This window comes from Succinivibrio faecicola (assembly GCF_019448115.1).
GTDB classification, from domain to species: Bacteria; Pseudomonadota; Gammaproteobacteria; order Enterobacterales; family Succinivibrionaceae; genus Succinivibrio; species Succinivibrio faecicola.
Genome location: NZ_JAGFNY010000008.1, coordinates 13,071 through 32,217 on the forward strand (window position 1 = coordinate 13,071; position 19,147 = coordinate 32,217).

At 39.3% G+C, this 19,147-nt stretch carries 27 protein-coding genes and 1 pseudogene; 27 read left to right on the forward strand and 1 reads right to left on the reverse strand.

The window, feature by feature from the left end; translation table 11 throughout:
* The first annotated feature begins 1 nt into the window (after position 1).
* The 21 genes and pseudogenes from rplP to J5V48_RS03735 all read left to right on the forward strand — a co-directional run bounded on the left by rplP (position 2) and on the right by J5V48_RS03735 (position 11,148).
* Positions 2–415 carry a 50S ribosomal protein L16 gene (gene rplP, locus J5V48_RS03635; protein ID WP_219937202.1) on the forward strand — a complete coding sequence of 138 codons (414 nt, stop codon included), beginning with the start codon at positions 2–4 and terminating at the stop codon, positions 413–415.
* Positions 415–615: a 50S ribosomal protein L29 gene (gene rpmC, locus J5V48_RS03640; protein ID WP_219937203.1), complete on the forward strand. Its 201-nt coding sequence runs from the start codon at positions 415–417 to the stop codon at positions 613–615. The genes rplP and rpmC overlap by 1 nt, the downstream gene beginning before the upstream one ends.
* A gap of 12 nt (positions 616–627) precedes the next feature.
* Positions 628–894, forward strand: a complete 267-nt coding sequence (gene rpsQ / locus J5V48_RS03645; protein WP_219937204.1) for a 30S ribosomal protein S17 — start codon at positions 628–630, stop codon at positions 892–894.
* A gap of 301 nt (positions 895–1,195) precedes the next feature.
* A complete protein-coding gene (gene rplN / locus J5V48_RS03650) occupies positions 1,196–1,564 on the forward strand; it encodes a 50S ribosomal protein L14 (protein ID WP_219937205.1) in 369 nt (122 codons plus the stop codon).
* Between the two features lie 20 nt (positions 1,565–1,584).
* A complete protein-coding gene (gene rplX, locus J5V48_RS03655) occupies positions 1,585–1,914 on the forward strand; it encodes a 50S ribosomal protein L24 (RefSeq protein ID WP_219937206.1) in 330 nt (109 codons plus the stop codon).
* A 25-nt stretch (positions 1,915–1,939) separates the two neighbouring features.
* Positions 1,940–2,491, forward strand: coding sequence for a 50S ribosomal protein L5 (rplE, locus tag J5V48_RS03660; protein ID WP_219937207.1), 552 nt, complete (start codon positions 1,940–1,942; stop codon positions 2,489–2,491).
* 14 nt (positions 2,492–2,505) lie between these two features.
* Positions 2,506–2,811, forward strand: a complete 306-nt coding sequence (gene rpsN / locus J5V48_RS03665) for a 30S ribosomal protein S14 (protein ID WP_219937208.1) — start codon at positions 2,506–2,508, stop codon at positions 2,809–2,811.
* A 17-nt stretch (positions 2,812–2,828) separates the two neighbouring features.
* Positions 2,829–3,215 (forward strand): 30S ribosomal protein S8, encoded by a 387-nt coding sequence (gene rpsH / locus J5V48_RS03670; protein WP_219937255.1) that lies wholly within the window; start codon positions 2,829–2,831, stop codon positions 3,213–3,215.
* Positions 3,216–3,227: 12 nt separating this feature from the next.
* Entirely contained in the window at positions 3,228–3,761 is a 534-nt protein-coding gene (rplF, locus tag J5V48_RS03675) for a 50S ribosomal protein L6 (RefSeq protein ID WP_219937209.1), read from the forward strand.
* 14 nt (positions 3,762–3,775) lie between these two features.
* The gene (gene rplR / locus J5V48_RS03680) at positions 3,776–4,129 is read left to right on the forward strand and encodes a 50S ribosomal protein L18 (protein WP_219937210.1); all 354 of its coding nucleotides are present in this window, start codon (positions 3,776–3,778) and stop codon (positions 4,127–4,129) included.
* Positions 4,130–4,138: 9 nt separating this feature from the next.
* Positions 4,139–4,645, forward strand: a complete 507-nt coding sequence (gene rpsE / locus J5V48_RS03685) for a 30S ribosomal protein S5 (RefSeq protein ID WP_219937211.1) — start codon at positions 4,139–4,141, stop codon at positions 4,643–4,645.
* Between the two features lie 3 nt (positions 4,646–4,648).
* Positions 4,649–4,834 (forward strand): 50S ribosomal protein L30, encoded by a 186-nt coding sequence (gene rpmD, locus J5V48_RS03690; RefSeq protein WP_219937212.1) that lies wholly within the window; start codon positions 4,649–4,651, stop codon positions 4,832–4,834.
* Between the two features lie 3 nt (positions 4,835–4,837).
* A pseudogene (gene rplO, locus J5V48_RS03695) lies at positions 4,838–5,266 on the forward strand (50S ribosomal protein L15); the annotation flags it as partial.
* A 243-nt stretch (positions 5,267–5,509) separates the two neighbouring features.
* Positions 5,510–6,820, forward strand: a complete 1,311-nt coding sequence (secY, locus tag J5V48_RS03700; RefSeq protein ID WP_255557706.1) for a preprotein translocase subunit SecY — start codon at positions 5,510–5,512, stop codon at positions 6,818–6,820.
* 24 nt (positions 6,821–6,844) lie between these two features.
* Positions 6,845–6,958 (forward strand): 50S ribosomal protein L36, encoded by a 114-nt coding sequence (rpmJ, locus tag J5V48_RS03705; RefSeq protein ID WP_021890128.1) that lies wholly within the window; start codon positions 6,845–6,847, stop codon positions 6,956–6,958.
* Positions 6,959–7,157: 199 nt separating this feature from the next.
* Positions 7,158–7,514, forward strand: coding sequence for a 30S ribosomal protein S13 (rpsM, locus tag J5V48_RS03710; protein ID WP_219937215.1), 357 nt, complete (start codon positions 7,158–7,160; stop codon positions 7,512–7,514).
* A gap of 13 nt (positions 7,515–7,527) precedes the next feature.
* Positions 7,528–7,938, forward strand: a complete 411-nt coding sequence (gene rpsK / locus J5V48_RS03715) for a 30S ribosomal protein S11 (protein WP_219937216.1) — start codon at positions 7,528–7,530, stop codon at positions 7,936–7,938.
* Positions 7,939–7,966: 28 nt separating this feature from the next.
* Positions 7,967–8,590, forward strand: a complete 624-nt coding sequence (rpsD, locus tag J5V48_RS03720; protein ID WP_219937217.1) for a 30S ribosomal protein S4 — start codon at positions 7,967–7,969, stop codon at positions 8,588–8,590.
* Positions 8,591–8,637: 47 nt separating this feature from the next.
* Complete coding sequence (locus tag J5V48_RS03725) at positions 8,638–9,627, forward strand: DNA-directed RNA polymerase subunit alpha (RefSeq protein ID WP_219937218.1); 990 nt, start codon at positions 8,638–8,640, stop codon at positions 9,625–9,627.
* Between the two features lie 25 nt (positions 9,628–9,652).
* Positions 9,653–10,045 (forward strand): 50S ribosomal protein L17, encoded by a 393-nt coding sequence (gene rplQ / locus J5V48_RS03730; protein WP_219937219.1) that lies wholly within the window; start codon positions 9,653–9,655, stop codon positions 10,043–10,045.
* Between the two features lie 77 nt (positions 10,046–10,122).
* Complete coding sequence (locus J5V48_RS03735; RefSeq protein WP_219937220.1) at positions 10,123–11,148, forward strand: DNA-directed RNA polymerase subunit alpha; 1,026 nt, start codon at positions 10,123–10,125, stop codon at positions 11,146–11,148.
* 57 nt (positions 11,149–11,205) lie between these two features.
* Here J5V48_RS03735 and ppgK read toward each other — a convergent pair whose 3' ends face one another.
* Positions 11,206–11,949, reverse strand: coding sequence for a polyphosphate--glucose phosphotransferase (ppgK, locus tag J5V48_RS03740; protein WP_219937221.1), 744 nt, complete (start codon positions 11,947–11,949; stop codon positions 11,206–11,208).
* Positions 11,950–12,161: 212 nt separating this feature from the next.
* Here ppgK and J5V48_RS03745 point away from each other — a divergent pair, with 212 nt between their 5' ends.
* The 6 genes from J5V48_RS03745 (at position 12,162) to miaA (ending at position 19,127) form a co-directional block, all read left to right on the forward strand.
* Positions 12,162–12,602 (forward strand): hypothetical protein, encoded by a 441-nt coding sequence (locus J5V48_RS03745; protein WP_219937222.1) that lies wholly within the window; start codon positions 12,162–12,164, stop codon positions 12,600–12,602.
* A gap of 2 nt (positions 12,603–12,604) precedes the next feature.
* Entirely contained in the window at positions 12,605–14,146 is a 1,542-nt protein-coding gene (locus J5V48_RS03750; protein ID WP_219937223.1) for an NAD(P)H-hydrate dehydratase, read from the forward strand.
* Positions 14,133–14,630, forward strand: coding sequence for a tRNA (adenosine(37)-N6)-threonylcarbamoyltransferase complex ATPase subunit type 1 TsaE (gene tsaE / locus J5V48_RS03755; protein WP_219937224.1), 498 nt, complete (start codon positions 14,133–14,135; stop codon positions 14,628–14,630). Before J5V48_RS03750 ends, tsaE begins: the two co-directional genes overlap by 14 nt.
* Before the next feature lie 127 nt (positions 14,631–14,757).
* Positions 14,758–16,293 carry an N-acetylmuramoyl-L-alanine amidase gene (locus tag J5V48_RS03760; protein WP_219937225.1) on the forward strand — a complete coding sequence of 512 codons (1,536 nt, stop codon included), beginning with the start codon at positions 14,758–14,760 and terminating at the stop codon, positions 16,291–16,293.
* A 4-nt stretch (positions 16,294–16,297) separates the two neighbouring features.
* Complete coding sequence (gene mutL / locus J5V48_RS03765) at positions 16,298–18,181, forward strand: DNA mismatch repair endonuclease MutL (protein WP_219937226.1); 1,884 nt, start codon at positions 16,298–16,300, stop codon at positions 18,179–18,181.
* On the forward strand, positions 18,171–19,127 hold the full coding sequence (miaA, locus tag J5V48_RS03770; RefSeq protein WP_219937227.1) for a tRNA (adenosine(37)-N6)-dimethylallyltransferase MiaA: 957 nt from the start codon (positions 18,171–18,173) through the stop codon (positions 19,125–19,127). The genes mutL and miaA overlap by 11 nt, the downstream gene beginning before the upstream one ends.
* Positions 19,128–19,147: the final 20 nt, after the last annotated feature.

The window sequence follows — 19,147 nt, forward strand, 5'->3', positions numbered from 1 at the left end:
AGTGTTACAACCTAAACGTACAAAATATCGTAAGACTCAGAAAGGTCGTAATGAGGGCTTAGCATTTGCTGGTTCAACCGTATCTTTCGGTGAGTTTGGTCTAAAAGCTACATCTCGTGGTCAGATTACTGCTCGTGAGATCGAAGCTGCACGTCGTGCGTTCACTCGTGAGATGAAGCGTGAAGGTAAAGTTTGGATCCGTGTGTTCCCAGATAAGCCTATCACTCAGAAAGCTCTTGGTGTTCGTATGGGTAAAGGTAAAGGTACAGTTGAGTACTGGGTTGCTCCAATTCAGCCTGGTCGTGTACTTTTCGAGATTGGTGGTATTACCGAAGAAGTTGCTCGTGAGGCTTTCCGTCTTGCTTCAGCAAAGTTATCTGTAACAACTACCTTCGTTCGTAAGCAGGTGATCTAATGCAAGCAAACGATTTACGTAATAAGTCAGTTGAAGAGTTAAAGACTGAATTGTCAAATCTTCAGCGCGAGCAGTTCAACTTACGTTTCCAGTTAAAGTCTGGTGCATTACAGCAGACTAACAACGTTCGTAAGGTACGTCGCGATATCGCACGTATTAACACAATCATCTCTGAGAAGTTAGCTTCAGAGTCTAAGTAGAGGAAGAGTTAAATGTCAGAATCAAATGCAAAAGTAGCTCGTACCCTACGCGGTCGTGTAGTAAGCGATAAGATGCAGAAGGCATGTGTAGTAGCAGTTGAGCGCCGTGTTGCTCATCCTGTATATGGTAAGATTGTTACCCGTACTACCAAGTTCCACGTAGCAGACGCTGAGAACACAGCTCACGTTGGTGATATCGTTGAGATTTGCGAGTGCAGACCAGTTTCTAAGACTATCGCTTGGAAGCTAGTAAGCGTAATCGAGAAGTCTCAGGACTAATCTTTCTGATTAGTTAAGCAAAGGCCGCAGGTAATACTGCGGTCTTTTTATTTACATAATGCAGAAAATGTAAAAATAAATTGAAAAAATTTCTCATGACCATATTTTTTCTAATAAAAAAATGGCTAGAAACCTAGAAACGATTTGTTTTTTGAAAGAATCTGTATATAATTGAATGACTATACCTTGGACCGGCATTTTTGTGCTTGCGGTCTAATTTTTTTTATGGTATAGTTTAGCGCCTTTCTAAAAATGTCTTTAGAAAAGGTAGTTATTTTGTTTTTTAAACGGAGCATTTGAAATGATCCAGATGCAGAGCATGCTTAACGTTGCTGATAATTCTGGCGCACGTGCAGTTCAGTGTATTAAGGTTTTAGGTGGTTCTCACCGCCGTTACGCTGGCATCGGCGACATTATTAAAGTGTCTGTAAAAGACGCTATCCCACGCGGCAAAGTTAAGAAGGGCGACGTACTAGACGCTGTTGTTGTTCGCACCAAGTATGGTGTTCGCAGACAGGACGGTTCAGTAATTCGCTTTGATTCAAACGCAGCAGTTTTATTAACTGCACAGCATGAGCCTATTGGTACTCGTATCTTCGGACCTGTTACTCGTGAACTACGTTCAGAGCAGTTTATGAAGATTGTATCTTTAGCTCCAGAAGTACTCTAATTTAAGCGGGAGTATTAAACATGGCAGCGAAAATTCGCACCAACGATGAAGTAATCGTTATCACTGGTAAGGACAAGGGCAAGACTGGTAAGGTTACCCGTGTATTACCTCGTGAAAATAAGGTGTTTGTTGAAGGCATTAATGTCAAGAAGAAACACCAGAAGGCTAACCCAAATCTTGGTATTCAGGGCGGTATTGTTGACGTTGTAGCACCAGTAGATGTTTCAAACGTTGCAATTTACAATCCTGAAACAAAGAAGGCTGATCGTGTAGGCTTTAAGTTCGAAGACGGTAAAAAGGTTCGTTTCTTTAAGTCAAACGGTAACATCATTCCTTCAACTGCCAAGTAAGCGTTAATTTTATAGGAGAATAACGATGGCGAAACTGCATGATCTTTACAAGCAGGAAGTAATCAAAGCCTTAACTGAAAAATTTGGTTACAAAACAATCATGCAAGTCCCTCGGATTGAGAAAATCACCCTGAATATGGGTGTTGGTGAGGCTGTTGCTGATAAGAAAGTTCTTGAGAACGCAGCACGTGACATGGCAGCTATTGCTGGTCAGAAGCCATTAATCACCAAGGTTCGCAAATCCGTAGCGGGCTTCCATATTCGTGAGGGCTATCCAATCGGCTGTAAGGTTACACTACGCGGTGAGCGTATGTGGGAGTTCCTCGAGCGTTTAATTGTGATTGCAATTCCACGTATCCGTGATTTCCGTGGTTTATCATCAAAGTCATTTGATGGTAGAGGAAATTACTCAATGGGTGTACGCGAGCAGATCATCTTCCCTGAGATCGATTTTGATAAGGTTGATACAGTTCGTGGTTTAGATATTACTATCACCACTACTGCAAGGACTGATGAAGAAGGTAAAGCTCTTCTTGAGTCATTCAACTTCCCATTCCGTACTCACGCAAGCAAGTAATCGAGGACGAACAAATGGCTAAGACTTCAATGATTAATAGAGATCTTAAGAGACAGCGTCTTGCAGATAAGTATTTTGCAAAGCGTCAGGATCTCAAAAAAGTTATTTCAAGCGTATCATCTTCAGATGAAGAGCGCTTCGCTGCAGTGCAGGCATTAGCAGCACTACCACGCGATTCAAGCCCTTCACGTCAGCGTAACCGCTGTTCTGAGACTGGTCGTCCACATGGCTATTTACGTAAGTTCGGTTTATGCCGTATTAAGTTACGTGAGCACATGATGCGTGGCGAGATCCCTGGTCTACACAAGGCTAGCTGGTAAGAGGAGAGATACAAATGATGCAAGATCCTATTGCGGATTTATTAACCCGCATTCGCAACGGCCAGGCATCTGGCAAAGTTACCGTTTCAATGCCATCTTCAAAGCTGAAGGTTGCTATTGCTAATCTGTTACTAAAAGAGGGTTATATCTCTTCAGTTGCAGAAAACGGCGACGTTAAGAAAGTATTAGAAATTGGCCTTAAGTACTACGAAGGCGCACCAGTTATCGAGTTAATCAAGAGAGTATCTCGTCCTGGCCTACGTATCTACAAGAAGAGCAGCGAGTTACCACGTATCATGAACGGTTTAGGTATTGCTGTTATTTCAACTTCTAAAGGCTTAATGACCGATCGCGCTGCCCGTAAGGACGGCTTAGGCGGCGAAGTTATTTGTTACGTCGCATAATAGGGAGGCAACATGTCACGTATTGCTAAGGAACCTGTTGTAGTTCCTCAGGGCGTCGAAGTTTCTCTCGACGGTCAGTTAGTAACTGTAAAGTCAAAAAAAGGCAATTTACAGTTAAATGTTCATCCTTTAGTTACAGTTTCTTTCGAGAATAACGTAATTAAAGTAGCTCCAGCTGATGATTCTGCTGACGCTAACATGCAGTCTGGTACAGTTCGTGCTTTACTGAATAACATGGTTATCGGTTTAGACAAGGGCTTCGAGAAGGCATTAAAGTTAGTTGGTGTTGGTTATCGTGCTGCAGTTAAGGGTAAGGTTTTAAACCTAATTTTAGGTTACTCTCACCCAATCGACTATGAGTTACCTGAAGGTATCACCGCTGAGTGTCCATCTCAGACTGATATCGTTCTAAAGAGCTTCGATAAGGCTTTATTAGGTCAGGTTGCAGCTAAGGTTCGCGCATTCCGTGCTCCAGAGCCATACAAGGGCAAAGGTGTTCGCTATGCTGATGAAATCATTCACATCAAAGAAGCTAAGAAGAAATAATAGGGTGGCATAACATGTTTGAAAAGAAAGAAGCACGCATTCGCCGCGCTACTAAATCTCGCGCAAAGATGGCTGAGTTAGGCGTAACCCGTTTAGTTGTTACACGTACTCCACGTCACATCTATGCTCAGATTATCAGCAATGATAACCGTGTTTTAGCTTCAGCTAGCACTTTAGATAAGGACCTTGTTAAGGGTCTAAAGTACACCGGTAACGTAGAAGCTGCCAAGGTTGTTGGTAAGGCTGTTGCCGAGCGTGCACTTGCAGCTTCAGTTACAACTGTAGCTTTCGACAGATCAGGCTATCAGTATCACGGTCGTGTTGCAGCATTAGCTGACGCAGCTCGTGAAGCCGGCCTTAAGTTCTAGGAGTGTGAAATGCAACACAAAGACGAAACTCAAGCAGGCGAATTACAAGAGAAGCTAGTAGCTGTAAATCGTGTAGCTAAAGTAGTAAAGGGTGGTCGTATTTTCTCTTTCACCGCTTTAACAGTAGTTGGTGATGGTAACGGCCGTGTAGGTTTTGGTTATGGTAAGGCTGGTGAAGTTCCTGCTGCTATTCAGAAGGCAATTGAACAGGCTCGTCGTAACATTAACAACAACATTCACTTAAACAATGGTACCTTATTCCACTCTGTAAAGGGTGAGCACTCAGGTTCTATGGTTTATATGCAGCCTGCATCAGAAGGTACCGGTATTATTGCTGGTGGTGCTATGCGTGCTGTATTAGAGGTTGCTGGCGTTCGCAATGTTTTAGCTAAGGCATATGGTTCAACAAACCCAATCAACGTAGTTCGTGCTACTGTTGCTGCATTAGCTTCAATGCGTACTCCTGAAGCAGTAGCTGCTAAGCGTGGCCTTTCAGTGAAGGAAATAATGGAGTAAAAAATGGCAGATAAGAAAACCGTTAAAGTTACTCTAATTAAGAGCACTATTGGTCGTTTACCTAAGCACAAAGACACTGTTAAGGGTTTAGGTTTACGTCGCATTGGTCACACTGTAGAGCTAGAGGATACTCCTTCAGTTCGTGGTATGATCAATAAGGTTAGCTACTTACTAAAGGTAGAGGAGTAAAACATGCGTCTAAATACCTTTGAAGGCTCAAATAACAAGAAGTCAGTACGCGTTGGTCGTGGTATTGGTTCTGGCTTAGGCAAGACCTGTGGTCGTGGTGTTAAAGGTGCAGGTGCTCGTAAGAGTGCTCACAAGCGTCCAGGTTTCGAAGGCGGTCAGATGCCATTAAAGATCCGTTTACCAAAGTTTGGTTTCTGGTCTCCAAAGTCTGACGTAACTGCAGAAGTTACCTTAAACGATTTAAATCGTATCGAAGGTGATGTAGTTGATATGGCTGCTTTAGTAGCAAACCGTTTAATCACCAAGAAGATCAAATACGTTAAGATTGTTTTATCTCGCGTACCTAACTTCAACAAGAAGATCACTGTAAAGGGTCTTGGTGTTACTAAGGGTGCTAAGGCTGCTATCGAAGCTGCAGGTGGCTCAGTAGAAGTTGCTAAGTATATTACTGATGCAGCTGAGCGTTTAGAAGCATCAAACAAGAAGTCAGCTGCTAAACAGCAGGCTCGTATCGATGCTTTAAATGCTGCTCCAAAGCTAAGACCTGCTAAGAAGACTGCAGAGCAGAAAGCTGCTAAGAAAGCTGCTGCTGGTAAATAATTTAATGGGGGAAGCAATTCCCCCTAATTGAGGTTTTGCATGGCAAAAAAATCGCTTTTCGAGAGAAGTCGTGAAATGGCGGCTCAACATCAAAAGGGAACAGGCGAATTACGTCAGCGTCTCTTATTTGTTGTTTTTGCGCTAATTATATTCAGACTGGGCTCTTATATTCCTGTTCCAGGTGTGAATGCAGACGTCTTAGAGCGTATTTTTGATTCGCAAAGCGGAACCATTATTGGCATGTTCAACATGTTTTCTGGTGGTGCTCTTGAGCGTGCATCAGTTTTAGCATTAGGTATCATGCCTTATATTTCTGCATCTATTATTATTCAGTTATTAGCAGTTCTTAACAAGAATTTAGCTGAACTAAAGAAAGAGGGGGAATCTGGTCGTCGTAAGATTACTCAGTATACCCGCGTTGCAACTGTATTCCTTGCTGCTTTCCAAGCTTTTGGTATGGCAACAGGTATACCAAACATGATGCCTGGTTTAGTTGATAACCCAGGATTCGGTTTTTATTTTGTAACTACTGTTTCTTTAGTAACTGGTACTATGTTACTGATGTGGTTAGGTGAGCAGATTACTGAGCGTGGCATCGGAAATGGTATTTCTCTTATCATTTTCGCTGGTATTGTTGCTGGATTACCTTCAGCATTAGCAAGAACCTTTGAGCAGTCACGTCAGGGTGATTTATCAACTATCGCATTACTAATTATCGGTGTAGTTGTTGTCTTAGTGACACTATTTGTGGTTTTCGTTGAGCGCGGTCAGCGTAAGATCGTTATCGAATACGCTAAACGCCAGATGGGTAATCGAATTTACTCTCAGCCTCGCTCTAATTTACCATTAAAGATCAACTTATCAGGTGTTATTCCAGCAATTTTTGCTTCGTCAATTATTCTGTTCCCTGGTACCGTTGTATCTTGGTTCGGCCAAGGAGATAATGCTGTTTCCAATGTTTTGGGTAGCATTAGTTTATTCTTACAGCCAGGTCAGCCTTTATATGAACTGCTGTACGCTGCTGCTATTATCTTCTTCACATTCTTCTATACAGCGCTGGTATTCAATCCACGTGAAATAGCAGAAAACCTTAAGAAAGGTAATGCATTTATTCCAGGTATTCGTCCTGGTGAGCAGACAGCAAGATTCATCGATAAAGTTATGACTCGCTTAACCTTGAGTGGTTCTTTATACATGGTATTAGTATGTTTAGTACCTCAGTTACTTATGAACTGGTTCAATGTTCAGTTCTATTTCGGTGGTACTTCATTACTGATTATTGTTGTAGTATGCATGGACTTTGTTGCTCAGCTTCAGAGTCATATGATGAATCAGCAATATGGCGATATCATGAGAAAAGCTAACTTAAGAAATTATGGTCGCTAATTTTTAAGTAATTGGAGAAAAAAGATGAAAGTTGGTGCTTCAGTTAAGAAAATGTGCCGCAACTGCAAAGTTGTTCGTCGCCACGGCGTAGTTCGCATCATCTGTGAAAATCCTAAGCATAAGCAGCGTCAGGGCTAATATGCTTTCATAAAAGTGCAAAAATATTTGCACTTTTATCTCGAATTCTGTATAATCATACAGCTTAAAAGCACTAAGAGTGTTCTCTTGGTGCTTTTTAGACATGCCAAAGTGCACTATGAGTGGTTGTCGCGTATCCTAACGGGCTTTGCGACAGCCGTTGTTTAAACCGACCTATTTATTTTTTAGGAGATCAATAGTGGCCCGTATTGCTGGCATTAATGTGCCTGATCAAAAGATCGCCGTGATTGCATTACAGTCAATCTATGGCATCGGCCCAACCCGCGCAAGTGAGATCCTCGCAAACGCTGGTGTAGAAGAGTCTGCTAGATTAAAGGACTTAGATGAGTCTATTATCGACAAGATTCGTGCCGAAGTTGCAAAGTTCACCGTTGAAGGTGATCTTCGTCGTGAAATTTCAATGAACATCAAGCGTCTTATTGACCTTGGTACTTATCGTGGTTTACGTCACCGCAGAGGTTTACCTGTTCGCGGTCAGCGTACAAAGACTAATGCACGTACTCGTAAGGGTCCACGTAAGAGCATCAAGAAGTAGTAGGAGAGCTTAGATGGCAGAAGAAATCAAGAAAGAGCAGTCAGCTAAGGCTTCACGCGGTAAGCGTTCAAAGAAGCAGGTTGCTGATGGTGTAGCTCATATCCATGCATCTTTCAACAACACCATTGTAACTATTTCTGATCGTCAGGGTAATGTTCTTTCATGGGCAACCGCTGGTGGTTCAGGTTTCCGTGGTTCACGTAAGTCAACACCTTATGCAGCTCAGGTTGCTGCAGAGCGTGCTGGTGAAGCTGCTAAGGAATTTGGTGTTAAGAACTTAGAGGTTTTAGTTAAGGGTCCAGGTCCTGGTCGTGAGTCTTCAATTCGTGCATTAAATGCTCAGGGTTACAAGATCACTAACATCACTGATGTTACCCCAATCCCTCATAATGGTTGTCGCCCTCCTAAGAAGCGTCGCGTATAACCTAAGTTCAATTTCTGGAGAAAGATAAATGGCAAAATATACAGGTCCAGCCCTGAAATTAAGCCGCCGTGAGGGTGTTGACTTATTCTTAAAGTCTGGCGTTCGTGCAATTGACACCAAGTGCAAATTAAATACTGCACCTGGTCAGCATGGTGCAAACCAGCCACGCCTTTCAGATTACGGCATGCAGTTACGTGAGAAGCAGAAGGTTCGTCGTATTTACGGCGTTCTAGAGCGTCAGTTCAGTAACTACTATAAGAAAGCATCAAGAATGAATGGTAACACCGGTGAAAACCTGTTACAGCTTCTTGAGGCTCGTCTTGACAACGTTGTTTACCGTATGGGTTTTGGTTCAACTCGTATGGAAGCTCGTCAGCTTGTTAGCCACAAGGCTATCACTGTTAACGATCGCGTTGTTAATATTCCTTCTTATCAGGTTCAGCCTTCAGATGTGATTGCTGTTCGTGAAAAAGCTAAGAAGCAGCTACGTATCAAGGCAGCTATCGATTTATCAGGTAAGCGCGGTACTAAGCCAACCTGGATCGAAGTTGATCACGATCATATGAAGGGTACTTATAAGAACAATCCAGAACGTTCTGAGCTTCCTGCAGATATTAAGGAACAGCTCATCGTCGAATTGTATTCTAAGTAATAACGGCAACATTGCCAGCACCGCTTTTATATTGTGGGGTATCTCTAGTGTCTGTTGTTGAACTGCTAAAGCCAAAGCCAGTTGACTATACTGAAATCAGTGCTAATCATGCACATTTAGTGCTTGAGCCTTTAGAGCGTGGTTTCGGCTATACTCTCGGTGTCGCCTTAAGCGGAATTTTACTAAAGACCCTTTCTGGTTCTGCAGTTGATGCATTCCAGATTGCGGGCGTAAAGGATGTTAACAGCTCAAAGGATGATCTTGTTGAGTCACTGTTTGACGTGGTTATGAATTTAAAATCACTAGCAGTTTCAACTAAGGAGCCTTTAACTGAGCCTGTTTGGTTGACAATTGATAGACGTGGAGAAGGTGAAGTTCACGCTTCTGACATCGTTTGTCCTGAGAATATTTCTTTTGTTGACCCTGAAGCCCGTATATGCACCCTCAAGGGCGCGAAGGCTTCGTTGTCTATGAAACTCCGTATTACTTCTGGACAGGGCTATGTTATGGCAACTACTGATCTGCATGTTCCTGCAGAGTCTGAAGATGTCATTTTAATTGATGCAAACTACTGTCCAGTACGCAGATATGTGTATGAGGTTGAATCTGCACGTGTTGAGCAGCGTACTGATTTAGACAGATTAGTTATTGATTTAGAAACTGATGGAACTATTGCTCCTGAAGTTGCTTTAATGAATGCATCAAATTTAATCTGCGACAGTATTGTTAATATTGTTGATAAGGATGAGATTAGCGAGCATGTAAGCGCTCCTGTAGCTCCTCCTATGCCAGATCCTGTTTTAATGCAGTTGGTTGACGATTTAGAGTTAACTGTGCGTTCTGCAAACTGCTTAAAGGCGGAGTCAATCATTTACATCGGCGATTTGGTACAGAGAACTGAAGTAGAGCTTCTAAAGACACCTAATTTAGGTAAGAAGTCTTTAAATGAAATAAAGGACGTTCTTGCTCAGAAGGGATTGTCTTTAGGTATGCGTGTGGCTAATTGGCCACCTGCAAGTATCAAAGGTACCAAATAACTAACTGTTTTAGAAGGAATTAAAAATGCGTCATCGTACAAGTGGCCGTCATTTAGGTCGTACAGCTGCACATCGTGCTGCTTTATACCGCAATTTAGCAAAGGCTTTAATCACCTTCGAAGTTATCAAGACTACTTTGCCAAAGGCTAAGGAACTTCGTCGCTTTGTTGAGCCTTTAATCACCTTAGCTAAGGTAGATACTGTTGCTAACCGTCGCTTAGCATATTCTCGTTTAAACGACGAGGCTGTTGTTGCTAAGTTATTCAACGTTATCGGCAAGTTATCTGCTGACCGTAAGGGTGGTTACACTCGTATTTTAAAGGCTGGTTTACGTTCAACTGATAAGGCACCTGTTGCTTACATCATGTTAACTGACCGTCCAGAAGCTACTGAGTCTTCAGATTCAAAAGCTGAATAATACGAATCAAATGGGCGTGTAAGCGCCCATTACCGAATTTTTTTTTGCTATTTACTGTACAAAACGAGGGTGAAACCTTGGATCAGATCATCGATTCTATCAAGCCAAACATTATTGAAATTACTGAGCTTGAGAAAAATGTAAGCCGAGTAGTTCTTGGACCATTTGAGCCTAATTATGCTCAGATAGTTGGTACAGCTCTTCGTCGTATTATGCTGTCCTCTATTCCTGGATATGCCATCACCGCTGTTGAAATTGATGGTGTAGTGCATGAATACAGTGCAGTAGAAGGTATTCAAGAGGATGTTCTCCTCATCTTATTAAACCTGAAGGAAGTTGCAGTTGCTTCAGTAGGTTCTTCAATTGAAGATCCTGTTCTACACATCAATAAGAAGGGTGTAGGTCCAGTTACTGCAGGTGACATTGTCTGCCCTCATGGATTTGAAATCAGAAATCCTGATCAGATTATTTGCCATTTAACCGATGAGAACAAAGAGCTAAACATGTCTTTACATGTATCTCGTGGTAGAGGATATGTTCCTTCAGTGTATCGTCCAGATGCAGATTCTTCATCAGACAAGTTTATCGGACGTCTTTTAATTGATGCATCATATTGCCCAGTTTTAAATGTAGCTATTTTTACTGAGAAGTCTGACACCGACGCAGATAACTCAAATGCTACATGCAAAGTTGCAGACAAGCAGGAACGCTTAATTTTAAATATTGAAACAAATGGTACTATTGACCCAGAGACAGCAGTAAGCATTGGCGCAACAATCTTTGCTGATCAGTTAGGTTCATTTGTTGACATCAGAAATTCAGTTGCTCCTACTGAGGATGCTACATTCAAGCCATCAATCGATCCTAAATTAATCAGCCCGGTTGAGGACTTAGAGTTAACTGTTCGTTCAGCTAACTGCTTGAAAACTGAGGGCATTAAGTATATTGGTGATCTTGTTCAGAAGACTGAAGTTGAATTATTAAAGACACCAAATCTTGGTAAGAAGTCATTAACTGAAATTAAAGACGTTCTTGCTGAGCGTGGCTTAACTTTAGGTATGCGCCTTGAGAACTGGCCTCCTGCAGAGTTAGAGTCATTCTAATTAACAAAAATAAGGGCTGAATTTTCAGCCCTTTTTCTTATTTGTTTCCAACCGATTCTATTTTTCAAGTTTTGTTTTTGCGTAACAAGCTGCACCAATAATACCAGCAAGATTTAATGTCTTTGCAGGAACAACCTTTGTCTTAAGAGTAAGTTTTGATTCATATTTATCAAATTTCTTAGAAACACCGCCACCTAAAACAATGAAGTCAGGCTGTGTTAAAAATGAAATGTACTCGAGGAATTTGTTTAATCTCTCGCCCCATTCTTTGAAGCTTAGATCTTCCTTTTCTCTTACAGAGTCAGCGCAATAGTGTTCTGCGATATCACCTTTAAACTTTAAATGACCAAATTCCGTGTTAGGATACATTTGTCCATTTATGAATAAAGCTGAACCAATACCAGTACCGATTGTTAAGAAAAGGACTGGACCTTTATAGTCTTTTACTGCACCAAAAGATAATTCTGCTAAGCCTGCAACATCAGCATCATTAGCAACAAATACGTCAGTGTTCAAAGTTTTTGAGAATAACTCTTCTACCTTAATATTGATCCAGCTTGAATCTATATTTGCTGCAGTAAGAACTTCACCATTAATAATTCTTGCAGGAAAACCACAACCAACTGGACCTTTGTAACCAATCTGATCAACTAATTCTTTGAGTGTTTTTGCAACAGCTTCTGGTGTAGCCGGTTGAGGTGTCTGAATACGAATTCTTTCAGATTTAAGTTCACCTGTGATGGTATCTACAATAGCACCTTTGATACCACTTCCACCAATATCAACGCCTAATATATCCATAGACAATTCCTTATATTAAAGTTTGTTCTTTAAGTATATGCAAAACTTTCATTTATTATCTACCGCAAAACAATAAAATTCGTAAAAATACTAACATGCACACAAAATAAATAATTAATAATTTCTATATAGCTTCAGATTGACTCAATCTTCTTGATTTGAATAGATATTTTCTTAAAATTACAGTAGGTAAATCACATATTGGTAATTCAATGTCCAAAATATTCTGCATATCATATTCTGACTATGGTTATCTTTTAACTCAGACTGAATTTTTAATTAAGACTGTTCAGCTTACTGATATTCTTTTTGAAAATATTCTTATAAGCGGTGAAATTGAGATTAGAAGAAGATTTGTAAATGTTCCTAGACTTTTTGATGATGATCATTCAGAGCCTCTGCTGACTGATGATACTGAAAGATTTTCAATGAAATACATGGGCATAAAAGTTAAAGTAATCGATTCTTATAAATTTACAGAAATAGCAAAGAACATAAAACCAGATCCTTTAGGTTTTGTGAAAATGGATGAAGATGAAATACCATGCGAAAGTGTGGATCAAGAGAATCTAGCAGAAGATCTGGTTCTGTTAGCATCAAATGGAATAGAACTTAATGACATATCTCTAGTACAACGTGCACAAGGAGTATAAAGATGGCTTTTCCAATAGATGTATATCCTGCAGATGAAGTAAAACTAATTGAAAAGGCCTACGCTTCAGAGCACAACTCTGATTGCTATGATTTAATGTTAAAAGCAGGTAAATCAGTTTATGAAGCAATAGCAGAATATGCTCCAAGTGCAAAAGACGTATGGATCTTCTGCGGAAAAGGAAATAATGGCGGTGATGGTTATGTATTGGCAAAAATGCTTTTGGAGAGTGGAGTTTCCCATAGAGTATTTGCCATTGATAATCCTCATCCACAGACAGAGGCTGAAATTGCGTTTGAAAACTATATAAAAGCCGGTGGACATATTGAGTACGATCTTCCGAACAAAGGTCTATTGCCAAATGATGGAATAGTTGAATACACAGCTCCTTCTGTTATTGTTGACGCACTCTTAGGCACAGGAATAGAAAGCGCTCCTGCAGGTGTATATGCAAAATGGATAATGTACATCAATCAGTTGCATTCATATGTATTTTCAGTGGATATTCCATCTGGTGTGGTAGCTGATACAGGATATGTTCCAGGAGCATGTATCAGAGCAGACATAACAGTTTGTATGCTTGCTTTAAAGCCAGGTCTGTTAACAGGAGATGCTGTTGATTATACAGGTAAAATACTTTTCTCATCTTTAGGTGTAAATACTCAGGACTATGCATCTGTAATAGATAAGGACTTAACAAAATATTCTTTACCTATACAGAATATAAGCTATGAGGGGGTTAAATGTAATCTTCCTGTAAGATATAAATCATTTAACAAAGGTGATTCTGGAAAGGTTCTGATAATAGCAGGAGCTAAAGGCATGGGCGGTGCTGCTATTATCTGCGCAAGTGCAGCATTAAGAGCTGGTGCTGGTCTTGCAAAGGTAGCTTTGGATGATACAAATATCTCTCCAATGCTTGCAAATAGACCAGAACTAATGAGTGTAGATCTGAACAATGAAGAAGAGCTTGTTAGGGCTATAAAATGGGCTGATGTAATAGCTGTAGGTCCAGGACTTGGTGTAAATGAGAGAACTTATAAAATTCTAGATTATATATCCAATCTAGAAGATACACCTGTTATCTATGATGCTGATGCATTGAATGTTCTTTCTACATTTGAACAGAATTACTATAACGAAAACAGGGTAATAACTCCTCATTTAGGCGAAGCGGCAAGACTTTTAGGCTGTTCAATAGATGACTTAAGTCAGGATAGACTAGCAGGAGCATATAAACTCTGGCAGAAATATGGTGGTGTGGTTCTTTTAAAGGGAGCAGGAACTATTATATGTGACGGTCAGAGTTTTAGTATAATCAGAGAAGGTTCTCCTGCTCTAGCAACAGGAGGCTCAGGTGATCTATTAACGGGTATAATAGTTTCACTGTTAGGTCAGGGCTTATCACTAAAGGATGCAAGTGTTACAGCTGCATGCATTCATGGAAAAGCTGCAACCGTGTATGCAAGGGAACATGGTATTATTGGCACTCTACCAATGGATTTATTATCTAATATTCAGGGATTGATAAATGGCAAGTTGTAATTTTTTGTTAGCAGGTGAAGCCGATACTGTTGAATTTGGAAAACAGATGTCAAAAATCCTTGTTCCATTGGCAAAACAGTTGAATAAGTGCATAAGTGTAAATCTTGAAGGTGATCTTGGAGCTGGTAAAACAACCTTCTCAAGAGGTTTTATTACTGAGTGCTCTTATGATGGAGTGGTCAGATCTCCTACCTATACTCTTGTAGAGCCATATGAGTTTCCTGATTTTGCTATCTATCATTTTGATTTATATCGACTACTTGATCCTGAAGAATTAGAGTACATGGGCATAAGAGACTATTTTTCAAAAACTGGTATCTGCCTGATTGAATGGCCTAATAAAGCACAGGGGTTGTTACCAGAGCCTGATGTAACAGTAAATCTATCATATAAGGATAAGCACAGAGAGGTTGTGATAAAATCAGAACTATTAAAGGAAGAACAACTAAATAATTTATCAGAAAAGTTCATCAAACGTGTTTAAGTTAATAAAGTTATTTTCAGTATTTTTTGTAATAACAAGTTGTCTGTTTGCTTTTTCATCGAATGCACAACAGATTAAATCACTAAGAGCATATCACAATACTCAGAAAAGCAGAGTGGTTATAGATTTGAAAGATAATCCTAACTACTCATACAGCTTATCTAAGAGTGGAGATGTTTTTATCATCAGAATAAGAAATGTTGATAATAGCTCCTCAGCTCCATCCAAAGTAGATATATCACCTGTATCTTGTGTAAAGAGTCTGGCAAAAAAGAATAACAATAGTGATGTTCGCTATATTTTTACAATTAAGGACTGTAAAGTTGCAAGACCTTTTACTCTAGCTCCTGCAAAAGGCACAGCTTACAGACTTGTTCTAGATTATATACACAATGAAAAAGCTTCTGCTGCAGTTGCAAAGAGTAATAAAAATCAGAACAGTAACGATATAAAAAAGGTAAATAGCAGTCAAAACGATAAAATTGATACAGCAATTCCTCTAAAAGAATACGAAAGAAAACTGTTTATTGAGTATTCAACAGTAAGTAAAGACGGCATTCGTTCAATGAATGCAAAAAATGCTGTTATCTATAATCAGAAAATTAACGCATTAAGAAATGATTATGAGCTTGCTGCAAATCAGAAAAATAAAAGCAAGAAAGAAACAGTAGCAAAAGTTGATGATTCTAAAAAGAATGCAGATGTGGAAGAAGAGGTTAAAGAAACTATAGCACCTCCTGTTCCAGTGAAAGCAACTCCTATATCAAGACCTTTTGTTATTTCTGTTGATGCAGGACATGGTGGAAAAGATCCAGGTGCAATAGGAAAAAGAGGAGTTAAGGAAAAGAATGTAACACTTGCTATCAGTAAGGCTTTAGTTAATTACATCAATTCAAATCCTAAGTTTAGAGGTAATCTTGTAAGAAGTAGGGATATCTTTATCGATCTTGATAAGCGTTCTGATATTGCAAGAAAGAGAAAAGCTGATCTTCTTATTTCTATTCACGCAGATTCTGTAGAATCAGGCAGCTCTACAGCAAGAGGTGCAAGCGTACTTGTACTGTCAGAAAACAGAGCTCAAAGAGAGAATGGAAAGTTACTTAAGAACAAGAAAGATTCTAAAAAACTAATTGGTGGTGCAGGTGAGGTTATGGATCAGAGCGTAGGCAATCCATATCTTGCAACTGCAATTCTTGATATGTCATCAACAAATTCAAGATCAGAGGGTAACTTACTTGCAAAGGAAATTCTCTCTTCTTTAGCAAAATTCACTCATGTCAGAAAAACAAGTCCTATAAAGGCATCACTTGCAGTTTTAAAAGCTCCTGATATTCCTTCATTGCTGATTGAAACAGGATATTTATCAAACAGATATGAAGAAATTCAGCTCAATCAGCCTAATTATCAAAAGCAGATAGCTTACCGTATATATCTTGGTATTAAGTCCTACTACGAAAAGTATCCTGCTCAGAAGATCAAATCAAGAGTTGAGTCATATACAAGAAATCAGAAGTTATCAGGTTATAAGAGCGTAACAGTTAAGAAAGGCGACAGTCTTTCTCTTATTGCAAAGAGAAACAAGACAACTGTCAGCGAAATAAAGCGAATCAATTCATTAAAATCTGATATTCTTAAGATTGGTCAGGTTTTATATATTCCGTAAAAATATGCCATCTATTAAAGTTCTTCCAAAACAGTTAGCCAACCAGATTGCAGCAGGTGAGGTTGTTGAAAGACCCTCTTCTGTCGTAAAAGAGCTTTTGGAAAATGCTGTTGATGCAAAAGGTACTCATATCCTGTGTGAAATCAAAAATGCAGGTAAGCAGTTGATAAGAATAAGAGATAACGGAATAGGTATTGTAAAGAATGAACTTCCATTAGCTCTTGCGCCTCATGCTACTTCAAAAATCTCAACAGTCGAAGATCTAAATGCCATTGTTACATTAGGTTTCAGAGGAGAAGCTCTTGCATCTATAGCTTCAGTGTCAAAACTGACTTTAAGCTCAAAAACAAAAGAACAGGAACATGGATACTGTGTAAGAGTTGAAGGTCTTGAGCAGGATCCTGTTGTAGAGCCTGTTGCACATCCTGAAGGAACAACAGTAGATGTAGCAGAGCTATTTTTCAATACACCTGCAAGACGCAGATTTTTAAAATCAGACAGAACTGAATTTCTCAGAATTAAAGATATCTTTACAAGAGTTGCTCTTGCTCATCCTGATATTGGCTTTGAACTTATAAGCGATTCTAAAAGCGTAGTTCGAGTGTCTCCATCAAAAGTTAAAAATGGCATCGATTTAAGACGCACCTCAACCTTATTAGGTGCGGATTTTTCGTCTGGTGGAATCAGTGTTATATGCGAGGATCCTGCAATACAGATTGAAGGCATGGTACTTGAACCTCCAAAAGAGACTGATGCAGTATCAGAGCAGATATATTTATTCTTGAATGGCAGACCTATTGCAGATAAGCTTGTGACTCATGCTCTTAAAGAAGCATTCTTTGAGGTTCTTGGTAAAACTCTACCTATAAGATGTGTTCTTTATTTCTCGGTAGATCCTAGTGAGGTTGATGTGAATGTTCATCCAAGAAAGGATGAGGTTCGCTTTCACAATTCGTCACTAATTCATGATCTTATAGTAGACAATATTGTTCTTGCTCTAAGAAAATATGGCATTGGCCCTGATAATCAGTTAAATGATGTCAGTGCAGTTTCTCATGTTTCTTCTTTTGATATTGATTCAAAAGATCTTCCTGCTTTTCCAAAAGGCGTATCTTCATTTAACAGATCAGACTCACTAGTTCTGAAAAACAGTAATTTTCCAAATAGAGAAAGTGGAATTAAGAATAATACATCTGACAATGTAAAGAACTATTCTGATTACCTTGATAAAGTAATAGAAAGATCAGCTTTTTATCAGGATTCAGTTAAAAGCACTTCTCTTGCTAACAAGAGCTTCGTATCTGAGTCATTTTCTAATTTAAAGACAGTTTATGCTGATAATTTAGCAGTTTTAGATTCTGTTGCAGACGATACACTACTAGTAAGATATAGAGGAAAATTCTTCCTTTTGAATATTAATAATCTTAAAAGGAAAAATCTTTCTTTGGAATTTTCAAAAAGTGTAATCTCATCTGAACTTAAAACAGTCAAACTTACACTGCCTTTTACACTTGTTACAGATGAAATTTTTGTAAAAGCTCTTAAAAACGCAGAAAATGCAGTAAAAAAATGCGGATTTGTGCTAAAACTTTATAAAACAAAGGTAGAAATCATTCAGATCCCTGAAATGATGAAAGGCTGTCAGCTTGCTGAATATGCAGCTAAGGCATTAAAACTGATATGTGCATCATTTAAGAGTATTGAGGATAATCAGATCCCTGCACAGTTATCAGATTTGATGGCACTTACAGATTCTTCCTTAATTGATGTCAATTCTGTTCTTGAATCAGTTGATTCTTTTGAACCATCATCAAAAGATCCTGAGGTTATGGCAGAATTGAATTTTGAAAAGATAATAAGAATACAGCGGTACGGTAATGAAAAATAAAGCAATAGTGATCTTAGGACCAACAGCATCTGGAAAAACCGCACTTGCATTGGATCTTTGCAAATTCCTGAAAGCAGAAATAATCAGTCTTGATTCTGCACTTGTATATACTCAGATGGATATAGGCTCTGCAAAACCTACAAAAGAAGAGATGGCAATTGCACCTCATCATCTTATCAACATCTGCGATCCTAAAGAAAGTTACAGTGCGGCCGATTTTAGAGAAGACTGCATTAGATTAGTTGATGAGATTTGTAAAAGAGGTCATGTTCCTATAATCTGCGGTGGAACAATGATGTACTACAAGGCTCTTGTAGATGGTTTATCACCTGTACCTCCTTCAACAAAGGAAGTACGCGAGCGCGTACTATCTGAGGCGAATGAGAATGGCTGGCCATATATGCATTCTCTATTAAAGCAGTTTGATGAGGATGCATATAAAAGATTAAATCCAAATGACAAACAGAGAATTTCAAGGGCAATTGAAGTCTATTACATGACAGGAAAGCCTATGAGTTCTTTTTTTGAAAAATCAGGTGACAAGTGTCCTTTTGATAGAGTTGAATTTATTCTGCTTCCAAAAGATGATGACAGAACTCAATTAAGGGCTTTAATAAAGAAACGATTTTTAAAAATGCTCGATGACGGTTTTGTTCATGAGGTTGAATTGCTAAGAGCAAGGGGTGATCTGAATCTTGATATGCCTTCAATGAGATCGGTAGGATACAGACAGGTATTTGAATATCTTGAAGGTCAGTATGATTATGACAAGATGGTGGAGCTTAGTGTAAATGCTACAGCACATCTTGCAAAGCATCAGATGACTTGGCTTAGAGGCTCTTTATCAAAGGATAATGTATCAAAGAATAAATTCAGACTGGATATTGGTGATAAAAACAATCTTGAAACTGTTCTTAAGGTATTAAAAGAGCATTTTGATTTTTAATTTATTTGAGTGAAGGTTTT

Excerpts from the sequence above, each read along its gene's own strand:
- rpmC (WP_219937203.1), top strand. The coding sequence starts at position 415 with ATGCAAGCAAACGATTTACGTAATAAGTCAGTTGAAGAGTTAAAGACT.
- rpsQ (WP_219937204.1), top strand. The coding sequence starts at position 628 with ATGTCAGAATCAAATGCAAAAGTAGCTCGTACCCTACGCGGTCGTGTA.
- rplN (WP_219937205.1), top strand. The coding sequence starts at position 1,196 with ATGATCCAGATGCAGAGCATGCTTAACGTTGCTGATAATTCTGGCGCA.
- rplX (WP_219937206.1), top strand. The coding sequence starts at position 1,585 with ATGGCAGCGAAAATTCGCACCAACGATGAAGTAATCGTTATCACTGGT.
- rplE (WP_219937207.1), top strand. The coding sequence starts at position 1,940 with ATGGCGAAACTGCATGATCTTTACAAGCAGGAAGTAATCAAAGCCTTA.
- rpsN (WP_219937208.1), top strand. The coding sequence starts at position 2,506 with ATGGCTAAGACTTCAATGATTAATAGAGATCTTAAGAGACAGCGTCTT.
- rpsH (WP_219937255.1), top strand. The coding sequence starts at position 2,829 with ATGCAAGATCCTATTGCGGATTTATTAACCCGCATTCGCAACGGCCAG.
- rplF (WP_219937209.1), top strand. The coding sequence starts at position 3,228 with ATGTCACGTATTGCTAAGGAACCTGTTGTAGTTCCTCAGGGCGTCGAA.
- rplR (WP_219937210.1), top strand. The coding sequence starts at position 3,776 with ATGTTTGAAAAGAAAGAAGCACGCATTCGCCGCGCTACTAAATCTCGC.
- rpsE (WP_219937211.1), top strand. The coding sequence starts at position 4,139 with ATGCAACACAAAGACGAAACTCAAGCAGGCGAATTACAAGAGAAGCTA.
- rpmD (WP_219937212.1), top strand. The coding sequence starts at position 4,649 with ATGGCAGATAAGAAAACCGTTAAAGTTACTCTAATTAAGAGCACTATT.
- secY (WP_255557706.1), top strand. The coding sequence starts at position 5,510 with ATGGCGGCTCAACATCAAAAGGGAACAGGCGAATTACGTCAGCGTCTC.
- rpmJ (WP_021890128.1), top strand. The coding sequence starts at position 6,845 with ATGAAAGTTGGTGCTTCAGTTAAGAAAATGTGCCGCAACTGCAAAGTT.
- rpsK (WP_219937216.1), top strand. The coding sequence starts at position 7,528 with ATGGCAGAAGAAATCAAGAAAGAGCAGTCAGCTAAGGCTTCACGCGGT.
- rpsD (WP_219937217.1), top strand. The coding sequence starts at position 7,967 with ATGGCAAAATATACAGGTCCAGCCCTGAAATTAAGCCGCCGTGAGGGT.
- rplQ (WP_219937219.1), top strand. The coding sequence starts at position 9,653 with ATGCGTCATCGTACAAGTGGCCGTCATTTAGGTCGTACAGCTGCACAT.
- ppgK (WP_219937221.1), bottom strand. The coding sequence starts at position 11,949 with ATGGATATATTAGGCGTTGATATTGGTGGAAGTGGTATCAAAGGTGCT.
- J5V48_RS03745 (WP_219937222.1), top strand. The coding sequence starts at position 12,162 with ATGTCCAAAATATTCTGCATATCATATTCTGACTATGGTTATCTTTTA.
- J5V48_RS03750 (WP_219937223.1), top strand. The coding sequence starts at position 12,605 with ATGGCTTTTCCAATAGATGTATATCCTGCAGATGAAGTAAAACTAATT.
- tsaE (WP_219937224.1), top strand. The coding sequence starts at position 14,133 with ATGGCAAGTTGTAATTTTTTGTTAGCAGGTGAAGCCGATACTGTTGAA.
- mutL (WP_219937226.1), top strand. The coding sequence starts at position 16,298 with ATGCCATCTATTAAAGTTCTTCCAAAACAGTTAGCCAACCAGATTGCA.
- miaA (WP_219937227.1), top strand. The coding sequence starts at position 18,171 with ATGAAAAATAAAGCAATAGTGATCTTAGGACCAACAGCATCTGGAAAA.